Annotated in this window: 17 protein-coding genes; 15 read left to right on the top strand and 2 right to left on the bottom strand. The window is 54.6% G+C overall.

Going from position 1 to position 16,270, the window contains the following annotated elements:
- Positions 1-4: 4 nt before the first annotated feature.
- The 15 genes from QTL79_RS04290 (at position 5) to pdxA (ending at position 13,196) form a co-directional block, all read left to right on the top strand.
- Positions 5-1,978: an LTA synthase family protein gene (locus QTL79_RS04290; RefSeq protein WP_346353710.1), complete on the top strand. Its 1,974-nt coding sequence runs from the start codon at positions 5-7 to the stop codon at positions 1,976-1,978.
- A gap of 34 nt (positions 1,979-2,012) precedes the next feature.
- Complete coding sequence (gene msrB, locus QTL79_RS04285; protein WP_346353709.1) at positions 2,013-2,486, top strand: peptide-methionine (R)-S-oxide reductase MsrB; 474 nt, start codon at positions 2,013-2,015, stop codon at positions 2,484-2,486.
- Positions 2,483-2,767 (top strand): CC/Se motif family (seleno)protein, encoded by a 285-nt coding sequence (locus tag QTL79_RS04280; RefSeq protein ID WP_346353708.1) that lies wholly within the window; start codon positions 2,483-2,485, stop codon positions 2,765-2,767. Before msrB ends, QTL79_RS04280 begins: the two co-directional genes overlap by 4 nt.
- A gap of 106 nt (positions 2,768-2,873) precedes the next feature.
- Positions 2,874-3,920, top strand: coding sequence for a GGDEF domain-containing protein (locus QTL79_RS04275; RefSeq protein WP_346353707.1), 1,047 nt, complete (start codon positions 2,874-2,876; stop codon positions 3,918-3,920).
- A 110-nt stretch (positions 3,921-4,030) separates the two neighbouring features.
- Positions 4,031-4,933 carry a radical SAM protein gene (locus QTL79_RS04270; protein WP_346353706.1) on the top strand — a complete coding sequence of 301 codons (903 nt, stop codon included), beginning with the start codon at positions 4,031-4,033 and terminating at the stop codon, positions 4,931-4,933.
- 262 nt (positions 4,934-5,195) lie between these two features.
- Positions 5,196-5,453: a TM1266 family iron-only hydrogenase system putative regulator gene (locus QTL79_RS04265; protein ID WP_346353705.1), complete on the top strand. Its 258-nt coding sequence runs from the start codon at positions 5,196-5,198 to the stop codon at positions 5,451-5,453.
- Positions 5,454-5,464: 11 nt separating this feature from the next.
- Entirely contained in the window at positions 5,465-6,862 is a 1,398-nt protein-coding gene (locus QTL79_RS04260) for an aspartate ammonia-lyase (protein WP_346353704.1), read from the top strand.
- A 14-nt stretch (positions 6,863-6,876) separates the two neighbouring features.
- A complete protein-coding gene (gene hydF / locus QTL79_RS04255) occupies positions 6,877-8,115 on the top strand; it encodes a [FeFe] hydrogenase H-cluster maturation GTPase HydF (protein ID WP_346353703.1) in 1,239 nt (412 codons plus the stop codon).
- Positions 8,115-9,161, top strand: coding sequence for a [FeFe] hydrogenase H-cluster radical SAM maturase HydE (hydE, locus tag QTL79_RS04250; protein WP_346353702.1), 1,047 nt, complete (start codon positions 8,115-8,117; stop codon positions 9,159-9,161). Before hydF ends, hydE begins: the two co-directional genes overlap by 1 nt.
- Positions 9,162-9,175: 14 nt before the next feature.
- Positions 9,176-10,609 carry a [FeFe] hydrogenase H-cluster radical SAM maturase HydG gene (gene hydG, locus QTL79_RS04245; protein ID WP_346353701.1) on the top strand — a complete coding sequence of 478 codons (1,434 nt, stop codon included), beginning with the start codon at positions 9,176-9,178 and terminating at the stop codon, positions 10,607-10,609.
- Positions 10,610-10,735, top strand: coding sequence for a hypothetical protein (locus QTL79_RS04240; RefSeq protein ID WP_346353700.1), 126 nt, complete (start codon positions 10,610-10,612; stop codon positions 10,733-10,735).
- 63 nt (positions 10,736-10,798) lie between these two features.
- Positions 10,799-11,026 (top strand): FmdB family zinc ribbon protein, encoded by a 228-nt coding sequence (locus QTL79_RS04235; protein ID WP_346353699.1) that lies wholly within the window; start codon positions 10,799-10,801, stop codon positions 11,024-11,026.
- Positions 11,027-11,047: 21 nt separating this feature from the next.
- The gene (locus tag QTL79_RS04230) at positions 11,048-11,515 is read left to right on the top strand and encodes a zinc-ribbon domain-containing protein (RefSeq protein ID WP_346353698.1); all 468 of its coding nucleotides are present in this window, start codon (positions 11,048-11,050) and stop codon (positions 11,513-11,515) included.
- A 24-nt stretch (positions 11,516-11,539) separates the two neighbouring features.
- The gene (locus QTL79_RS04225; RefSeq protein ID WP_346353697.1) at positions 11,540-12,088 is read left to right on the top strand and encodes a hypothetical protein; all 549 of its coding nucleotides are present in this window, start codon (positions 11,540-11,542) and stop codon (positions 12,086-12,088) included.
- Between the two features lie 88 nt (positions 12,089-12,176).
- A complete protein-coding gene (pdxA, locus tag QTL79_RS04220) occupies positions 12,177-13,196 on the top strand; it encodes a 4-hydroxythreonine-4-phosphate dehydrogenase PdxA (RefSeq protein ID WP_346353696.1) in 1,020 nt (339 codons plus the stop codon).
- Positions 13,197-13,246: 50 nt separating this feature from the next.
- On the opposite strand, the gene pflA is transcribed toward pdxA, so the two are convergent.
- Entirely contained in the window at positions 13,247-13,978 is a 732-nt protein-coding gene (gene pflA, locus QTL79_RS04215) for a pyruvate formate-lyase-activating protein (protein ID WP_346353971.1), read from the bottom strand.
- Between the two features lie 14 nt (positions 13,979-13,992).
- Positions 13,993-16,224 carry a formate C-acetyltransferase gene (gene pflB, locus QTL79_RS04210; protein WP_346353695.1) on the bottom strand — a complete coding sequence of 744 codons (2,232 nt, stop codon included), beginning with the start codon at positions 16,222-16,224 and terminating at the stop codon, positions 13,993-13,995.
- Positions 16,225-16,270 lie beyond the last annotated feature (46 nt).

Raw genomic sequence — 16,270 nt, 5'->3', positions numbered from 1 at the left:
AACAATGTGGCGACGTTTTTTTTCTAATTTGCAACAGGATTTGAAAGTGTATCTACTTGTCTTGGCGGCAACCAGCTTGCTGCGTTTGATTTTTATCTTTTGGCTGCAGCGCTATATGGAGGCAAGCAGCGGTTGGAGCGATATCCTGCAGTCGTTGTATTACGGACTGCGCGTCAGTTTGAAGAGCGCCGGAGGCATAGCGTTGCTCAGTTTTGTCGCCGCTACGCTGCCGGCAACGTTTTGGCGGCTTTGGCCGGCAGAGCGTTTGCGCTTGGGATTGGGCAGCGTAGGCTTGGCATTGACCAGTCTGCTTTTTCAGGCACGGATTCCCTATTATGAGCAGTTTCGCATGAGTTTCAATCAGTTCGTTTTTACCGGACTGTATGATGATCAGGCGGCGCTGCTCTCGACGATGCTGGAACAATATCATCTGCTGCCGCGTCTCGGTCTCGCGTTATTGACGTCGATTGGCCTGGCGCTTTTGCTAAAGCGTTTTTTAGCTGTACCGGTGTGGCAACCGGCAGCGGCAAAGGATGCGAGAGTACGCTGGATGCGGCGTGCCGTTCTGGTAGGCGCGTTGGTCCCGTTCATTCTTTTTTCGCGTTTTAGCGGCAGTTTGACGTATGCTTATGACGTCAGCTGGGAGAATGCCGGCGTAACGAAAGATCGCTTCTTGAATGAAGCGATCCTGGATGATTTTACGGCGCTATATCGTGCCTATGTCTTGCATGAACGAATCCGCGTTTCCACTGGATTGGCGGTCGATGGCGGTCGGATGGCGGAATACGGCGAACTGCTGGCGCATCGCCCTCTAAAGGGCGATCAGACGGCCGACGCGTTTCGTAAGAACGCACAAGGCGCTAAAATAGCAAAACCCCGCCAGATTTTTCTGATTATCGGCGAAAGCTACGCCAACTGGCCGTTGCTGCCCGAATATGAGAAGCTGGGGATTGCCGAAGGGATGAAGGAGCTTTTGGCCGCTCCGGATGCGGCATATGTGCCGGCTTTCCTGCCAAACGGCATGGGGACGATTGCCGGAATTAACGGGATCATTACCGGCTTCAGTGAAGTAAACCTGTATCTTAACTATCAGGCGCAAAGTTATCAGAGTCCTTATGAAACGTCATTGGCGCCGCAAATGAAGCGCCTCGGCTACCGTACGAACTTTTGGTATGCGGGCGCTAGTTCATGGGAAAGGATCAAGGATTTCACGTTGGCGCAAGGCTTTGACCATTTTTATGCGAGCGGCGATCTGGCGAAATCGGGTACGAATGTCTGGGGGGCGGACGATAAGGATCTCTACGCTGCAGTCAGTGAAGGCGTACGGGAAGAAGAACCGGCGCTGCATGTACTGATGACGCTGTCTAATCATCCGCCATTCACTGCCGATCTGGCCGCGGAAGGATTTAATGCCGAAAAGCTGAAGGCTGCACTGCCCAAAGACGTGGCGGCCAATGCACAGACGGTAAAAGAACTGGGACATTTTTGGTATGCGGATCGTCTGATGGCCCGTTTCATTCGAAATATGCGGGAACGTTATCCGGACAGTCTATTCCTTGTCGTCGGAGATCATGCCGATCGATTGAACATAGAAACGCAGCCGGGCATGTACAAGCAGTATGGAATTCCGTTCATCGTCATTGGCAGCGGCGTCAGCAAGACGATTTTTCCGCCCAAGGTGTCGGGCAGCCATATGAATGTGACGCCGACGCTGCTTGAACTGATCGCTCCGGCTGGTTTTGAATATTACGCGGTCGGCGAAAGTCTAACGCGCGGTAACGATTTTGCTTATAATATTCAAATGTATCTGAATCATGCTGCCGTGGGAAATTTGGATACCGGCGAAGAAGAGCTTATCAGCGGGCAGGCTGCGAACGAAGCGCCAAAATTGGCGGAACGGCAAAGCGAGATCGATGCCGGTCGTGCGTTTTCCTGGTGGCGGATTCAGCGCGGCGCGCAGCTTAGCGCCTGGGAATAGCGGCGTGGACGAGCAGAAAATAGGGGGCGAGAAGATGACGAGAAAAGAAGAGGAAACCGACAAGGCGAAGCGCCTGCTTGCCTTGACGGCGTTGCAGCGGCATGTGACGCAAGAGAACGGAACGGAGCCGCCCTTTGCCAATGAATATTGGGATCGGTGGGAGCGCGGCATTTATGTCGATGTCGTCTCAGGCGAAGTCCTGTTCAGTTCGCTGGACAAATTTGACGCCGGTTGCGGCTGGCCGAGCTTTTCGCGGGCAGTCGAGGGGGCGGCGATAACGGAAAAAGAGGATCGGAGTCATGGCATGCTTCGCACGGAAGTGCGCAGTCAAAAAGGCGGTTCTCATCTCGGGCACCTTTTCCCTGACGGGCCTGGACCGGACGGAAAACGCTACTGCATCAATTCGGCGGCGCTCAAGTTCATTGCCTATGAGGATTTGGCAGATGCAGGCTACGGTGAATACCGCGCGCTATTCTTGCAGCCTGGGAAGGAGCGGCGCGAAAAATGATAGAGATTGCAGCGGCGGCAAGGGAATACGTTTTGAAACGAGGCGGATGCCTCCATTTGTATGACTATGGGAATCTGAAGCTGTGTTGCGGTCAGATGAATCCTGGCCCTTCGGTTCGCATCGGCCTGCCGCCTGATCAGACAAGCTATGAATGCCGTCGCATTGACGGCATCGACGTGTATTTGCCGAATGGTTTCGCTTATACGGAAAAGCTGACGATACAATTCCGCCGGGTCCTGTGTTTTGACGATTTATACCTGGACGGCTGGAAATTGCTCTAGTGTGGGCAGGAAATCGCCATTGTCTGAAGAATATATACACTTTAAATGTAACAAACTAGAGCCGACATGTAAGGATCGTGAAAACATGTCGAGGAGGTCGACGGAAATGAAAGGTCGCCAAATCGCGCTCTTGCCGGAAAAAAGCGAAGAATACGTCCAATTGCTGGTGCGACGCGCCGGCTTGTTGTTCGTTGTCTTCATTCTTCTGCAAAGCGTCGGCGGCCAGAGCGGGCAGTCTTTTTTTTGGCTGGCTGTTTTCGGCATTGCATCCCTCGCTTACAATCTTGCGGCGGAAAAGACGAAGTTCGGCAAAGGGCCGTGGGATTTGCTGCTGAATCTTTTTTTTGCAGTCGCCATCACTGCGCAGGCCGCTTTGTTCAGCGGCATCCTTTTCCAACTGCTCCTGGCACGTATCGCGCTGCGCATTTCGCCGGCGAAAATTCCGCGTGTGACATTCCTGCTGAGCGGTTTGTATCTGCTCAGCGCCTGGAGGTTGAACGCTGGAGAAAGCGCTTTCTTCTGGCGGCTGGCTTATGAAGTCTTAGTGATGACGATTTTGGCGGCTGCGGCGCTTTATCTGCAATTGGTGCTGCAGCGCAATCTGGATAATGTGCAAAAGATGCAGGAATTGACGCGTAATAATGACTCGATTCAGTTAAAAGCGGTTACCGATGAATTGACCGGTTTGTATAATTTTAGAGCGTATCAGGAAAAAGTCGGTAAGGTGGAACAGTATGCGCTGCTGGTGCTTGACCTTGATCATTTCAAGAAAGTGAATGACACGTACGGTCATGATTTCGGCAATAAGGTACTGGTGCGGCTTGGCGCGATCATCCATAAAAGTTTGCGCAGGAGCGATCTGGCGTTTCGTTACGGCGGGGAAGAATTCGTCATCCTGCTGCCGGGGGCAAACGCGGATCTGGCGCTGCAGGTTGCAGAGCGGCTGAGGCTTCAGGTTGCGGAAAACTGTTTTAGCTGCAAAGGCGTTGCGGTTCCGGTGAGCGTATCGATCGGCGTGGCGATCAATGATGGACGCTATGGCGAAGAAGCTGTTTTTGCGCGTGCAGACAGCGCGCTTTATAAAGCAAAGCGTGACGGACGCAACCGGACAGAATTGTTTGAAGAGGAACTGGCTCTGGTCTGTCGTTTATAAATGAGCTGGAAACGAGGATGGGCTGCAGAGTATTTTGCATCATAACCGGAGGGGATGGCTCCGGGTTTTTCCTGTGGTTAGAGGATGCCGAACAATAAAAGGAGTGCTGCATGAATCTTTATTTTGATACGGCGCAAGGGCCGGTTTTCCGTCCGCCAAGTGAAGCCAACAGCTTTTTGTTGCGCGTGACGGTCGGCTGTTCGCATAATCGTTGTACTTATTGTAATATGTATCGAAGCGTTCCTTTCCAGGTGCGTCCGCACATTGAGGTGCAGCGCCAGATAAAAATGGCCTTGCCGCACCGGCAGGAAATTCGTCGGGTTTTTCTTGCTGATGGCAACGCACTGGTTTTGCATACGGAGCGCTTGCTGCCGATTTTGCAAGAACTCCGTACGTCGTTTCCTCGCCTGCAGCGCGTGTCCTGCTATGCCGGGCCGCGCGATATCCTCGCGAAGCGGCCGGATGAGCTGCTGGCGCTTAAAGAAGCCGGTCTGAAGCTGATTTACTATGGCATGGAGTCGGGCGACAGCGACGTATTGCAGCATGTGCAAAAAGGCGTCGACGGGCCGCAGTCGATCGAGGCTGGACAACGAATCCGGGCGGCCGGGATAAAGTTATCGCTGATGATGATTCTCGGACTGGGCGGCAGGGAGGCCAGCGCTGCGCATGCGAAAAGCACAGCTGAAGCGGTCAGCGCCATTTGTCCAGACTTGCTGAGCGCGCTGACGCTGATGCTTTACCGGGGCAGTGAGTTGAAAGAGGAGTTTGAAGCGGGTACGTTTCAGATCTTGAATCCGGCGGAATTGATGGAAGAACTGGGATGGATCGTCGAGTCGATTCGATTTCCCGAAGGCCACCACTGCCTGTTTCGCAGCAATCATATCTCAAATTACGTCAATCTCGCAGCGACGCTGCCGAAAGAGCGAGAGCGCCTTTTGACCGACATTGCCCTGGCGACAAAAAAGTTGCAGCAGGTGACGGATTGGGATCCGTATAATTGCGTCGAGCGTTAAGTGAAACGGAAGGGATTTTCCTTCGCGCGGCGAATAGAGTAAAAGCGAAACAGAAGCAGGATAGCGACTGACGGTTGCGGCGAAGGCTGCGCCGAAGGGGCGGACAAGATAACGCGGTTTCTCAGTCTGACGCAGGTGCGGCAGACAAGGAGATCACGTACCAGGATGAGCACGGCAGCCGGAGAAATGTTTTTCGGCTGCGGGTTTGTCGCATCTTTCCGTCCTTAAGGGCGGATTTTTCATTTTAAAAGGGAGTGATGTCATGGCGGAAGAGAGACTGGGCGTCGTCGGAATCGTTATCGAAGACAGTCTGAAGGCAGGGGATATCAACCATATTCTCAGCCAATACGGCGAAATCATCATCGGGCGCATGGGCGTGCCGCGCGTGTCGCATAAAGAGCGCGGCGTGTCCGTGATTTCCTTGATCGTGCATGGGACAAATGATGAGATCGGTGCGATGACCGGGCGGCTCGGCAATGTCAAGGGCGTTCAGGTAAAATCGGCATTGAGCAGTCGTTAAGGAGGAAAGAAATGGAGCGATGGGAAGAGGATTTTCTTGGGCGGCGTCAATTGCCGAAGTCGGTCTATTATGGCATCCATACGTTGCGCGCCTCGGAAAATTTCGCGGTCAGTCGTCAACGCGTTCATCCGGAACTGATTAAAGGGTTGGCCGTTGTTAAACAGGCGGCCGCGGAAATGAATATGAAGACGGGCTATTTGGAGAAAAGAATCGGCGATGCGATTTGTCAGGCAGCCAGTGAAGTTGCGCAAGGCGAATTGGCGGAGCAGTTCATTCTCGACGCGCTGCAAGGCGGCGCAGGAACATCGACGAACATGAACATGAATGAAGTGCTGGCGAACCGAGCGATCGAAATTCTCGGCGGAGAAAAAGGGGATTATGCGCTTGTGCATCCGCTTGACCATGTGAATTTATCGCAGTCGACCAATGACGTGTATCCTACGGCGCTGCGCATTGCGGCGATCCGTCTTCTCTTGCCGTTGGCGCAGGCTTGCGCCGATCTGCAAGGTTCTTTGCAAAAAAAAGAAGCCGAGTTCGCGGGCATATTGAAGTTGGGACGGACCGAAATGCAGGATGCGGTACCGATCACGCTGGGACAGGAATTTTCCGCCTGGGCGGAGGCGATCAGCCGCGACCGTTGGCGTCTCTATAAAGTGGAAGAACGTTTGCGCAAAGTTAACTTAGGTGGAACGGCAGTCGGTACCGGGATCAATGCCGATCGGCGTTATGTCTTTGGCGTGGTGGAACGCTTGCGTGCGCTGACGGGACTTGGTCTTGCCAAGGATGAAAATCTGATGGACGGTACGCAAAACGCCGACGTTTTCGTTGAGGTGGCTGGATTGATCAAAGCCTGCGCTGCGACGCTGATCAAACTGTGCGGTGATTTGCGCTTGCTTTCGTCCGGGCCGCGCGGCGGCTTTGGCGAGATCAAACTGCCGCAGTTGCAGGCTGGTTCTTCGATCATGCCGGGCAAGGTGAATCCTGTCTTGCCGGAGATGGTGACGCAGGTCGCCTACCAAGTCATGGCGCAGGACTTGGCGATCACATTGGCGGTGCAGGGCGGGCAGCTCGAATTGAATGCTTTTTTACCACTCTTGTCCGCCAATCTGCTGCCGGCGTTGGAAAGCTTGGCCTTGGCAATCAAGCAGTTAGCGTTCTCTTGCATCGACGGCATTGAAGCGGCGCCTGACGTATGCCGCCGTCACTTGGAATCGAGCATGGCACTGGCAACTGCGCTGGCGCCGTTGGTCGGCTATGACCGGGCGGCAGAATTGGCCAAACGGGCGCTGGCGGAAGGCAAAAATATCAAAGACGTCATTTTGCAGGAAAAGCTTTTGACGGATTCGGAAATCAGCTCGCTGCTGCGTCCGGAAGTGTTGACCCGACCGGGGAGCGTCGTTAAGAAGTAGAGGAGGAAACGGATATGCATAATACGCCGCGCGGCAACCGCTTGCATATTGCATTGTTTGGTCGGCGCAATGCCGGAAAATCGAGCCTGATCAATGCGTTGACGCGTCAAGACCTGGCGATCGTATCGCCAGTTGCCGGAACGACGACCGATCCGGTTTATAAAAGCATGGAGATTGTTCCGCTTGGCCCTGTCGTGGTGATTGACACGGCGGGACTTGATGATGAAGGGGAACTGGGGCTGTTGCGTGTCGAGAAATCGCTCGCGGTACTGGCTAAGACTGATTTGGCGGTTCTGGTGCTCGATGGCGGGAAGGAGCCGGGACACTGGGAGGAAGAGGTGGCAAAGCAGTGTCATGCCCGAAAGATTCCGTTATTGCTCGTCATCAATAAAAGCGATTTGGCCGAGTCGCCCGCAGTGAAAAGCGGGCAGCTGCAACAGTCGCTGCAGGCGGTCGGCGTGGTGAACGTCAGCGCGCTGACGGGGCAGGGCATTGGCGATCTCAAGGTCGCGCTGGTGCGCTATGCGCCGCCGCACTGGGATGAACAGACGCTGGCCGGCGATTTGGTCAGTCCGGGTGATACGGTCGTGCTGGTCGCGCCGATCGATCTTGCGGCGCCAAAAGGCCGTCTGATTCTGCCGCAGGTACAGGTCATTCGTGATCTTTTGGATCATGATGCGATGCCGTATATCGTGAAAGAACGCGAAATGAAGGAATGCATGGCGTCGCTTGCCAAGCGCCCGCGCCTTGTGATTACCGATTCGCAGGTCTTTCTCAAGGCTGATGCGGATACGCCGCCGGATGTGTTGCTGACTTCTTTCTCGATCCTCTTCGCCCGCTATAAGGGCAGTCTGGAAGCGTTGGTCAGCGGCGCCAAGACATTGCTTGAACTTAGGCCTGGCGATCGGGTGTTGATCAGCGAAGGCTGCAGCCATCATCGGGTGGAAGACGATATCGGCAGCGTCAAGCTGCCGCGCTGGATACGCCAGCATGTCGGCGGCGAGATCGAATTCGAATGGAGCAGTGGGCACACTTTTCCTCGTGATCTTTCCTCGTACCGTTTGATCGTCCACTGCGGCGCCTGTATGCTGAACCGGCGTGAAATGATGGCGCGCATCATGGAAGCCGGGCAGGCCGGCGTGCCGATTGTGAATTACGGCGTTGCGATCGCTGCATTGCAGGGCATCCTACCGCGTGCGCTATCGCCGTTTCCTCTTTTGGCGGAACAATTCCTGGCCGGGGAGGAATGCTGATGCGGGAAGAATTTGCTGTTGCGCTTGCCGAGTTGAAGAAACGGCGTCAACCGTCGATCGCGCAGCTGGAACTGCTGCTTTCCGCTTCTTCTGGAGCGGAAGAAGAGATGCTGTTTACCGCCGCCGATGTGGTACGGCATCAGGAACTTGGCGATGCGGTTCACTTGCGCGGTCTGATCGAGTTTTCCAATTACTGCAGCTGGGATTGCCATTATTGCGGTCTGCGGCGCAGCAATCAAACAGTGAATCGCTATCGCCTGAGCGAGCAGCAACTGGAAGCGGCGGCGTTCTTTGCCGCGCAACATGGCTATCGTACTTTGGTGCTGCAAGCGGGCGAGGATGGTTTCTATAGCGGTGATCAATTGGCCGATATGGTGCGTCGTGTGAAGCGGATCGCCGATGTTGCCGTCACTCTCAGCGTCGGACTGCGCAGCCGCGCCGACTTTGAGAAAATGCGCCGTGCCGGTGCGGATCGCTATTTGATGAAACAGGAGATTTCTGAACCCGATGTTTTTGCTAAATTACGGCCGGGAACAGAACTGAAAGAACGGGTTGCCTGTCTGAAATGGCTGAAACAAGAAGGCTGGCAGGTTGGTTCAGGTTTCATGATTGGCCTGCCTGGACAGACACGAAGGACGCTGGCGCAGGATTTATTGCTGCTGCAGGAAATCGGCGTCGAAATGGCTGGAATCGGTCCCTTTTTGCCGCATCCGGAAACACCGCTGCGCGAAGCGGCGCCCGGAAGTCTCGACGACAGTCTGCGTGCGTTGGCGACGGCCCGCCTGCTGCTGCCGACGGTTCATATGCCGGCCACCAGTGCGATCGGGACGCTTGATCCGCAGGGGCAACGGCGGGCGCTGGCCTGCGGCGCCAATGTGGTGATGCCGAACCTTTCACCGACGGTCATTCGCAAAGCGTATCAACTTTATCCGGGCAAAGTGGGGACGACCGAGGATGCTATGGCATCCCATGAACGGGTCGTTGCGATGTTGAAGGAGATCAATAGGCCGGTCGCGCTCGATCGCGGCGACGGCATACGGAGATAACAAAGGAGGAAGAAATGATGGGATTTTCATTGCAGAAAAAACATGGCGAACAGTGGAAGGCCGCTGACTTTATCAACAACGAAGCCATCGAAACGCTGCTGCAGGCGGGGAAGAATGCAACGCCGCAGGACGTGAAAGCGATTTTAGCCAAGGCTGAGGCTGCCAAAGGCCTGACGCCGGAGGAAGCGTCGATCTTGCTTCACCTTGAGGATGAAACATTGCTGGCAGAATTGTATGCTGTAGCCGGACGGGTCAAGGAGCGCATTTACGGCAAACGCGTCGTCTTGTTTGCGCCTCTCTACATCAGTGACCACTGCATCAATGACTGTACCTATTGCGGCTATCGCAAGGATCATAAATTTAACCGGCGCAAATTGAGCCAGGACGAAGTGGCCGAAGAAGTCAAGATTCTCGAATCGATGGGGCATAAACGCCTTGCCGTCGAGGCCGGTGAACATCCGCAGGAATGTCCGATCGATTATGTACTGGAATCGTTGCAGACGATTTATGCACAAAAATTTGAAAACGGCAGTATCCGCCGTGCCAATATCAATATTGCCGCCGACCGGATTGAAAACTACGCCAAATTGAAAGAAGCAGGGATCGGCACTTACATCCTCTTTCAGGAAACCTATCATCGTCCGACCTATGAGAAACTGCATCCGGGCGGACCTAAGGCGGATTATGATTGGCACACCACGGCGCATCACCGCGCGATGAAGGCCGGAATCGACGATGTCGGCTTTGGCGTATTGTTTGGCCTTTATGACTACAAATTTGAAGTGATCGCGATGCTCTTGCATGCACTCGACCTGGAGAAAACGATGGGCGTCGGGCCGCACACGGTTTCCGTGCCGCGCATGCGCCCCGCGGCTGGCGTGAATTATGAAACCTTTCCCTACCTGGTCAACGACAACGAATTCGCCAAGATCGTCGCGATTTTGCGCTTGGCTGTTCCATATGCGGGCATCATCTTATCGACGCGTGAAAATGCCGCATCGAGGGACAAGTTGTTGGCATACGGCGTTTCACAGGTTTCGGCCGGCTCCTGTACCGGCGTTGGCGGCTATCAGCAGGAACGCGACGGCAAGGGCGGCGAGACCCCGCAATTCTATGTCGATGACCATCGCTCGACCGATGATATGCTGACGGCACTGTGTGAATCCGGTTGGTTGCCCAGTTTTTGCACGGCCTGTTATCGTCAGGGCCGGACCGGCGACCGTTTCATGGAACTGGCAAAAAGCGGCGAGATACAGAATGTTTGCCAGCCCAATGCCATTTTGACCTTCAAGGAATTTCTCATCGACTATGCGACGCCGGAGTTGAAAGAACTCGGCGAACGCGTAATTCAGAAGCATCTGGCCGATATCAAGCGACCGGAGACACGCAAGGCGACGCTGGAAAAACTGGCGGAACTGGAAGCGGGGAAAAGGGATATCTTTTTTTAAATGAAGAAACGGCGAGCCGAACAGGCTGGCCGTTTTTCTCTGCCCAAGCGGATGGATTTGTCGCTGCAGGCAGGATTTGCCGCCTGCTTGCAGAATTATAGCTATCATTATGCTGTAAAACGATGACGCATTGTCGCTGACGGCGATAAGCGAAGCGATGTTTGACGCGTGGAGAAAAAGGAGGAGAAGATGCCATTATATGAATATTCCTGTGAGCAATGCGGCGCAGTCGTCGAACTGCTGCAGAAAATGGGCACGACAGAAGCCGGAGTTCCCTGTCCGTCTTGTCAGGGGGAACGTCTGAAGAAAAAACTGTCGGTAAGCGCACCGGCGAGGCAGGCCGAGGGCGGCGCGCCGTGCGGCAGCGCAAGCTCTGCGCCGCATGGTTGCAGCGGTTGTTGCGGTAGTTGCCAGTAAAGCGAGTGGAGGAACGAAGCGATGTTTTGTGGGAAATGTGGTAAGGAATTGAATCAGGAAGATTCTTTTTGTCCGGCTTGCGGTACCGCGCTTGCGGAAAAGGGAAAGGGAGGGCCGCCGCCGCTGCGAGAAGTCAGCCCGGTTCCGCCACCGCCTGCGCCGCTGATACCGCCTACGCTGCCCAAAACGCCGCCGCAAACGCAATATCAATATCAAGGAGCGGGGGAAATGTCACCGCCCCCTAAAGCGGCGAAAGGGAAAAACGGTTGTCTCTGGGCGGTCGTGATTTTCATTGTATTGACCGTACTGTGTCTGATCTTTATCAAAAGCATCATCAAGATCACTATCTTTTTGATCGTGATCGGAATCGTCTTATCCTGGCTGTTTTTTTCCGGCGGCGGCTTGTTTGGCGGCGGAAACGACAGCGGCTATGCTGACGCGTCGTCGAGCGATGATGGCGGCGGCTGGGATAGCGGCGATGATTCGTAACACTAAGGGAAAAGAGGCAAGAAAATGCGAAAAATACAGGTTCTAATGGCTTTCGTCATGGTAGCAATGTTCTGTTTTGCCAGTACGGCCGGTGCGCAGGCCATGATTCCACAAGCGCAGCCTGGCTGGTTTTACTCGGATGCGGATGACTATGAATTTCTCGTGACCAATCGGATTATTCAAATGGAGAACAAAGATGAATTTGTAAAAGACGTGCCGCGTAGCGGACGGGAAAAATTCATTGCAGTCTTTGTTTCGACGACGCATAGCGAAGCCGGCTTGAAAAAAGCGAAAGAAACCCTGAAGCGCGGCGGTTTTAACGATGCGGTACTGGAACGCTATGACAGCACGATGGTCGGTATGCTGCTGCGCGTCGACCCGGGCAAACCGGAAGATCTCAGTTATACGGTAATGTCGCATCAGTGCCTCGATACGGTGGGTGGCGTTTTATACGACTGGCGCGGCGAAGATCCGCGTAAGGCCAGCTGGACGAAGGCTGCCGACAGCGGTCAGCCGCAAATGTTTGAAAAGTTATGGCAAAAAATTCGCGCGACAAGGCCGGATCTGGGCTGATCGATAAGCGAGGCGTTTCAAAGAGCGGCCTCGCTTTTTACTGGGCAAAAAAGAGCGCAAGGACAAGCGGAAAGAGGAGAGGATTGACTTGCATAAACCGATTATTGCAGTGCCAATGGGCGATCCCGCGGGCGTAGGACCGGAAATCATCATAAAAGCGTTGCAGGACAGGAAGGTTCAGATGGCAGCCAGAGTGCTCATTGTTGGCGACAGGGCCGTACTTGAGCAGGCGATGACCTTTTGCAAGAGCCGTCTGGCGATTGAAGTCGTCGAGAAAGCAGCGCAGGGGTGCTATGCGGAAGGGACGATCACGCTGCTGGATATGGCGAATGTGGACGTGAAGACGCTGCGAATCGGCCAAGTCCAGGCGCAGGCCGGTAAAGCTGCGTTTGCTTATCTGGAAAAGGCGACGCAATTGGCGCTCGCGCAAGAAGTCGACGCCATTGCCACGACGCCGATCAACAAGGAATCTTTGCGCGCTGCCGATGTGCCGCATATCGGTCATACCGAGATGCTGGAAGAACTGACGGCGACGAAGAATCCGCTCACGATGTTCCAGGTTTTTGATTTACGCGTCTTTTTTCTGACGCGTCATGTATCGCTGCGGCGTGCCTGCGACTTGGTCACTGAGGCCAGCGTATATGAATTCATTCAGCGTTGCGTGAAAGCGCTTGAGGTATTAGGCGTACAGAATCCTTCTATTGCCGTTGCGGGACTGAATCCGCACAGCGGTGAACATGGCCTCTTTGGCGATGAGGAAGTGAACGAAATCGAACCGGCGGTGAAGCGGGCCCAAGCGGACGGCGTCCGGGTCGTCGGACCTGTTCCGGCGGACTCGGTCTTTCACTTCGGCTTAAAGGGACGCTATGATGCAGTGCTTTCCCTCTATCATGATCAGGGACATATCGCGACCAAGATGGTCGATTTTGAGCGAACGATCTCGCTTACTAACAACATGCCGTTTCTGCGGACGTCGGTGGATCACGGCACGGCGTTCGACATTGCCGGTTCCGGCAGCGTCAGTGAAGTCAGCATGGTCGAAGCGATCTACTTGGCTGCGCTGTATGCGCCGAGTTTCAATAAAGATGCCGAAGAGAAGAGGGGCTAATAAAAAACAACGCAGTGCTGAAAAATCAGTCTGCGTTGTTTTTTATCGTGTTAACGGCTTGGTAGAAGAAGCTCGATGCGAAGCGCGAGCAACTGAGCGGCGAAGGCCGCTAGATCGGCGTTCGTTGCATCCGCTACGTCGGCAAGCGGATAAGTAAGACCGAGTTTTTGCCATTTATCACGGCCCAGGCTGTGGTAGGGTAAAAGTTCGACGGTGATTTTTCCGTGCAGCTTTTTTATTAACTTGGCCAGCGCCGCGCTGTCGTCCGGTGAATCGTTGTAGCCCGGGATCAGGACGTAGCGCAAGGTTAGCGGAAGGTGGGCGGCTAAAAGCGCCAGGGTGCTCCAGGACCAAGTCGCCTCTGCGCCGCAGATTGCCTTATGTTTTTCCGGCAGTGCCGATTTGATGCTGAACATTGCTCCGTCCAGATAAGGCAGCACCGCCTTCAGATTTTCGAGCGGATAATGTCCGGCCGTGTCGATCAGCGTATGAATGCCGCGCTCTTGGCAAGCGGAGAGGAGTTCGGCGGCAAACTGCGCCTGTAATAGTGGTTCTCCGCCGCTTAGTGTGATGCCCCCGTGCGAGGCGTCGTAAAAATGGCGCGAGCGTTCATACTGCTGCAGTACGGTTGCAACGCTGATTGTCTGGTCGCCTGCCAGCCAAGTGTCGGGATTGTGGCAGAACTTGCAGCGCAGCGAGCAGCCGGACAAAAAGAGGACATAACGGATGCCGGGGCCGTCTACGACGCCGAAGCGTTCGACGGAATGATAAAAAGCGTCCAGAAAAAATCACCTGCCTATAATGCCTCGTAAAAGGTACGTTCAATGACTTCACTCTGCTGCGCCGCGGTCAGTTTGATGAAATGCACGGCGTAACCGGAGACGCGGATCGTAAGCTGCGGATAATCTTCCGGCTGACGGCGGGCTGCTTCCAATATCGAGCGGTCCAAGACGTTGATGTTGATGTGATGGCCGCCTTGCTTGGCGTAGCCGTCGAGCAGTCCGACCAGATTGTTTTGCCGCGCGGCGTCGGTTTTTCCGAGCGTGGCGGGAAGAATGGAAAAGGTGTAGGAGATGCCGTCACGGCAGGTGTCGTAAGAGAGTTTGCTAAGGGAATGCAGTGCGGCCAGCGCGCCGTTTTTATCGCGTCCGTGCATAGGATTGGCTCCGGGGGCAAACGGCTGTCCGGAGTTTCTTCCGTCCGGCGTTGCACCGGTTTTTTTACCGTACATGACGTTGGAAGTGATCGTCAGCACGGACAAGGTATGTTCCGCCTGCCGATAGGTCGGATGCTGGCGTAGTTTGGCGATGAATTCTTCCGTTAATTCGACTGCCAAGCGATCGACGCGGTCGTCGTCATTGCCGAAACAGGGGAATTCACCGGCGCCGCAAAAGCCTGTCGCGATGCCTCGTTCGTCGCGTACGGCGCGAACCTGTCCGTGCAAGAGCGCGCTGAGGGAGTCCGCAGTGACCGACAGACCGGCGATGCCGAAAGCCATCGTGCGTGCAACATTGCTGTCGTGCAGCGCCATTTGCGCGCTTTCGTAGGCGTACTTATCATGCATGTAATGAATGATGTTCAATGTATTGACGTAGAGTCCGGCCAGCCAGTCGAGTACAGTAGAAAGATTGCGCCGTACTTCTGCGTAGTCGAGTGTTTCGCCGCTTGGCAGCGGTAATTCCGGCCCCAGTTGCTCGCCTGTTTTTTCGTCGCGTCCGCCGTTGATAGCCAGGAGCAGGGCTTTGGCCAGATTAGCCCGCGCACCGAAAAACTGCATTTGCTGGCCGAGGCGCATTGCGGAAACGCAGCAGGCAATGCCATAGTCATCGCCATAGAGCGGGCGCATGATGTCATCGTTTTCGTACTGGATGGAACTGGTATCAAGTGACGTCTTAGCGCAGAATTTTTTGAAGCCGTCCGGCAGGTTCTCTGACCAAAGGATCGTCAGATTCGGTTCTGGGGCGGGGCCTAACGTATACAGCGTATGCAGCATGCGAAAGGCTGTTTTGGTGACCAGAGTGCGACCATCAAGTCCGGTGCCGCCGAGCGATTCGGTAATCCACATGGGATCGCCTGCGAAAAGTTCGTTGTAATCCGGCGTACGCAGATGGCGAGCCAGACGAAGCTTGATGACCAGCTGATCCAAAAGTTCCTGCGCGCCGCTTTCATCGAGGAGGCCGTTCTGAAGGTCACGTTCGATATAAATGTCGAGAAAACCGGAGATGCGGCCCAGCGACATGGCGGCGCCGTTTTGTTCTTTGATGGCCGCCAGATAAGCAAAATAGAGCCATTGTACTGCTTCGCTGGCATTTTCCGCCGGACGGCGGATATCGAAACCGTAGCTGTCGGCCATGACGGCCATGGCGAGCAAGGCTTTGATCTGCGAGTTCAGTTCTTCGCGCAGGCCGATTGTTGCCTGATCCATTGTTTTTTTTGCCAGATTGTTCAGATCGTTTTGCTTGGCGGCAATGAGGCGGTCGACGCCGTATAAGGCAACGCGGCGGTAATCTCCTATGATGCGTCCGCGTCCGTAGCCATCCGGTAAGCCGGTGATGATGCCGAGTTTACGCGCCTTTTTCATTTCCTCGGTGTAAGTGCCAAAGACAGCGCTGTTGTGGGTGGTGACGTCTTCGCGATAGGTTCGGCTGATTTCGGGATTAAGCGTGCAGCCATAAGCAGTGCAGGCTTGTTCGGCCATGCGAACGCCTCCGTTTACGATCGCGCCGCGTTTCAGCGCTGCATCAGTCTGTAAGCCGACGATGCATTCAAGCTCTGTGCGGATGTAGCCGGGCTGGTGCGAAGTGATGGTTGAAACAGTTGTCGGGTCTACAGTCAATACGCCGTTGTTATCCCGTTCTGCTTTAAGCAAACGGGTGCATTCCTGCCATAACGCGTTTGTACGTCCGCTCGCATCTGCCAAAAATGTCGCGTCACCAAGGTAGGGATGGTAGTTGTTTTGGATAAAGTCACGGACATCGATGCGCTCTTGCCACTGTCCGCGTTTAAAATTGTTCCAGGCGTCAGTCATAAAAAAACCTCCTTGCAAAAGAAAAATGAAAACAGAAAGACCCCCC

The organism is Azotosporobacter soli (assembly GCF_030542965.1).
Lineage (GTDB): Bacteria > Bacillota > Negativicutes > SG130 > SG130 > Azotosporobacter > Azotosporobacter soli.
This window is presented reverse-complemented; position numbering and strand designations above follow the sequence as displayed.